This is a genomic window from Symbiobacterium sp., from assembly GCF_040797425.1.
Lineage (GTDB): Bacteria > Bacillota > Sulfobacillia > Symbiobacteriales > Symbiobacteriaceae > Symbiobacterium.
This window is the reverse complement of sequence record NZ_JBFNEH010000111.1, coordinates 1-3067: the sequence shown is the minus strand read 5'-3', so window position 1 is coordinate 3067 and position 3067 is coordinate 1. Positions and strand designations below refer to the sequence as shown.

Here is a 3067-nt window from a genome sequence, read left to right as displayed (position 1 = left end):
ACACCCAACATCGCTGCGCAAGCCATCAAGTCCACCACCCGACATGGTTTTCTCGCGCTCTCCGTCAATTGTTGTGGAGGCAGTGAACGCCGCCACGTCGAAGCTGGCGTGGGGCTCTGTGGGCGTTCAGTCTGGGCGGGCTGACGGCTGGGGTCTTCACCGGCGCCGGTGCGGTTGTCGGCCGCGTCTGGAAGTGGGGCTGGGGCGGCCTCAGGTTCTTGCCGGATCAGGAACCCAACGCCAAAGCGATGGTGGCAGCGGCACTGTCGGACACCTTGCCGAAGCCAGCGATCAGTGGCCAAGCTCATGCTGCTGCACCGCGCAATCTGCGAAAACACAACGGGCCCGTCGGCGAGGTGCGCGGCGAGGAGGCTCTGGACATGCTGCAGGCGATGAACACCGGCCATGAGGGCTCCCTCACCACCATCCACGCCAACAGCCCCCAGGATGCCTTGCGGCGCCTGGAGGCGATGGTCACCATGTCCGGCGCGCAGCTGCCGGTGCGGGTGCTGCGGGAGCACCTGGTGGCCGCCCTGAACATCGTGGTGCAGACCCAGCGGTTCGAGGACGGGTCGCGGCAGGTCGTGGCCATCGACGAGGTGCGGGGCGTGGGCGAATCCGGCGAGCTCCAGGTCGTGCCGGTCTTCCGCTTCGAGCGCACCGGGGTGGACGCGGAGGGCCGCGTGGCCGGGGAGTTCCGGACCGCCCCGGAGCCGCCCGCCTGCCTGCGGCGGATGCGCGGGTACGGGGTCCACGCCGAGCTCGGCCCGCTCCTCGCCTACTGGGGGGAGGGCCCATGATCCCGCTGCTCACCGGCGCAGCCGTCTTCTGCGGCTGCTGGAGCCTCTGGTGTCTCTACTGGTACCGGCGGTCGGCCGCCGCCGCGCGGGAGCGGATCCGGACGGGTCTTGGCCTGCCCAAGCCGGAGGGCGACCTGCTCAGCCGCATCCGGCGTGCCGTCGGCCAGGTGGCGCTTGCCCAGGAACTGGAGCGGATGCTCGCCCGGGCCAACCTGGCGATCCCGGTGGCGGACCTGGTCCTGCTGCTCCTGGCCGGCACGGTCGTGCTGGCCCTGCTGCTGAGCCGAGCCTTTGCCATCGCCTTCCTTCCCAGCCTCGCCCTCGCGCTCAGCATGGTCGTGGGCGGAACGCGAGTCTTCCTGAAGCAGCGGGGCGCCTCGCTCGCCCAGGGGGTGAGCGGCCAGATGGCCGAGGCCGCCCGGATCCTGGCCAACTCGGTCCGGGCCGGACTCTCGGTCTGGCAGGGGCTCACGGTGCTGGCCCGGGAGCTGCCGCCGCCGCTGGGGCTGCTGATTCAGCGCACGGTCCACGAGATCCAGCTGGGCGCTTCGCTGGAGGAGGCCCTGGATGAGCTCGCCGACCGGATTGACAGCCCGGACCTGCGCCTGCTGGTGACCACCATCCTGCTGCAGCACGAACTGGGAGGCGATCTGGCCTGCGCCCTGGATTCGGTGGCCGGCGCGCTGGTGGAGCGGCGGATGGTCGAGGGCGAGGTGCGGACGTTGACGGCGGAACAGCGGTACGCGGCCGCCATGCTGCCGGTCATCCCCCTGGCGGGGCTGCTGATGCTCAACCTGGGTCACCCCGGTTTCATCCGGGTGCTCGCCCAGCCGCTGGGGCTGGTGCTGCTGGCGGTCAGCGGAGCGCTGCAGGGCCTGGGCTTTTATTTGATCCACCGCACGGCCCGGATCAGGGTGTAGCCATGGAGATCCTCGCGATCGTGCTTTCGTTGGCGGTGCTCAGCTTCGGCCTGGCGCTGATCTGGGTCCACCACCTCTACAGCCGGCGGCAGCAGGTGCTGGGGAGGGTGAGTCCCCCGAGCCGGCGGACCCAGCAGGAGGGGCGGCTGCCGGACTGGCTGCTGAAGCTCGCACGGGACTCCATCCCCTCGGGGGAACGGTACACGCCCCCCGGGCAGCGGGAGAAGATCGGGCGGTGGCTGGCCTACGCAGGCAACCCCTACGGCCTGGACCTGCCCACCTTTCTCGGGCTGCGGTTTGTGGTGGTGGTGGCCGCGCTCCTGGTCGCGGTTCCCCTCACCTTCCTGTTCGGCTACCAGGTGCTCTTGGCGCTGCTGTTCCTGGGCTACTTCGCCCCCGTCTGGTGGCTGAAGGGGAAGGCCGAAGAGCGGCAGGACGAGATCGCGGCCCGGCTGCCCGACTTCATCGAAGCGCTGGCGATCAGCCTCCGGGCGGGCACGGGATTCTACCCGACCCTGCGCCGGGTGGCGCAGCGGTTCGGCGGGCCGCTGGGGGCGGAGTTCACCCAGGTGGTGCTGCAGATCGAGATGGGGCAGCCGATGGCCGAGGCGCTGCAGTCGGTGAAGGAGCGCACCACCTGCCGGGAGCTGGACCTCTGCGTGGAGGCGATCGCCCAGGGGCTGGAGCTGGGCGTGCCGATCGCCGACACGCTGGCCGCCCAGGCCCGCGCCCTGCGCACCGCCCGCATCCAGCGGGCAAAGGAGCAGGCGGCAAAGGCGAGCCCGAAGATCACGCTGATCACCACCCTGCTGGTCACGCCGGGCGTCTTTCTCCTGCTGATCGGCATGGTGTTGCTCAATATGTTTTATCATCCCGAAGAATACGGGATTCAGTTTCTCTTTCATTAATCCTCGGGGAGGGATCTGCGAATGGGTGAGAAGGTGCGGAAGGCACTGTTCCAGGGCTGGTCTCGGCTGGTGCAGGAGGAGCGGGGGGCGCAGACGCTGGAGTACCTGGCCCTGGCCCTCTTGATCGTGGCGATCCTCGGCGTGAGCGCCTCCTTCGCCCAGGGCGGCAGCGGCGTCGGTGATGCGCTGGCGGACTGGTTCAAGGCTGCGATCGAGAAGCTAAAGCCGTAGCGGCGATGCTCAGGCGGCTGATCCGTGAGGAAACGGGGGCCCAGACCCTGGAGTTTCTGGCCCTCTTCCCGCTGGTCATCCTGACGATGCTGGTGATGCTGCAGACGGCGTTTCTGGGATACGCGCTGGTGGTGGTGGAGACAGGCGCGCGGGAGGCGGCCCAGGCAGCCAACCCCCAGTCCGGGGCCAAGATGGCCCCTGCTGCATA

5 protein-coding genes are annotated in these 3067 nt (G+C 69.4%); all 5 read left to right on the top strand.

What is annotated here, in order from left to right:
- Positions 1-248 precede the first annotated feature (248 nt).
- Entirely contained in the window at positions 249-800 is a 552-nt protein-coding gene (locus tag AB2385_RS16815; RefSeq protein ID WP_367656164.1) for an ATPase, T2SS/T4P/T4SS family, read from the top strand.
- Complete coding sequence (locus AB2385_RS16810; RefSeq protein ID WP_367656163.1) at positions 797-1720, top strand: type II secretion system F family protein; 924 nt, start codon at positions 797-799, stop codon at positions 1718-1720. Before AB2385_RS16815 ends, AB2385_RS16810 begins: the two co-directional genes overlap by 4 nt.
- Before the next feature lie 2 nt (positions 1721-1722).
- The gene (locus AB2385_RS16805) at positions 1723-2628 is read left to right on the top strand and encodes a type II secretion system F family protein (RefSeq protein WP_273381485.1); all 906 of its coding nucleotides are present in this window, start codon (positions 1723-1725) and stop codon (positions 2626-2628) included.
- A gap of 21 nt (positions 2629-2649) precedes the next feature.
- Positions 2650-2859, top strand: a complete 210-nt coding sequence (locus AB2385_RS16800; protein ID WP_273381487.1) for a hypothetical protein — start codon at positions 2650-2652, stop codon at positions 2857-2859.
- Between the two features lie 5 nt (positions 2860-2864).
- Positions 2865-3067 (top strand): TadE/TadG family type IV pilus assembly protein (locus AB2385_RS16795; protein ID WP_367656162.1); only part of this gene is annotated, 203 nt, incomplete at its 3' end.

Bases quoted from the DNA above. Each gene is read 5' to 3' on its own strand.
- AB2385_RS16815 (WP_367656164.1), top strand. From the start codon at position 249: ATGGTGGCAGCGGCACTGTCGGACACCTTGCCGAAGCCAGCGATCAGT.
- AB2385_RS16810 (WP_367656163.1), top strand. From the start codon at position 797: ATGATCCCGCTGCTCACCGGCGCAGCCGTCTTCTGCGGCTGCTGGAGC.
- AB2385_RS16805 (WP_273381485.1), top strand. From the start codon at position 1,723: ATGGAGATCCTCGCGATCGTGCTTTCGTTGGCGGTGCTCAGCTTCGGC.
- AB2385_RS16800 (WP_273381487.1), top strand. From the start codon at position 2,650: ATGGGTGAGAAGGTGCGGAAGGCACTGTTCCAGGGCTGGTCTCGGCTG.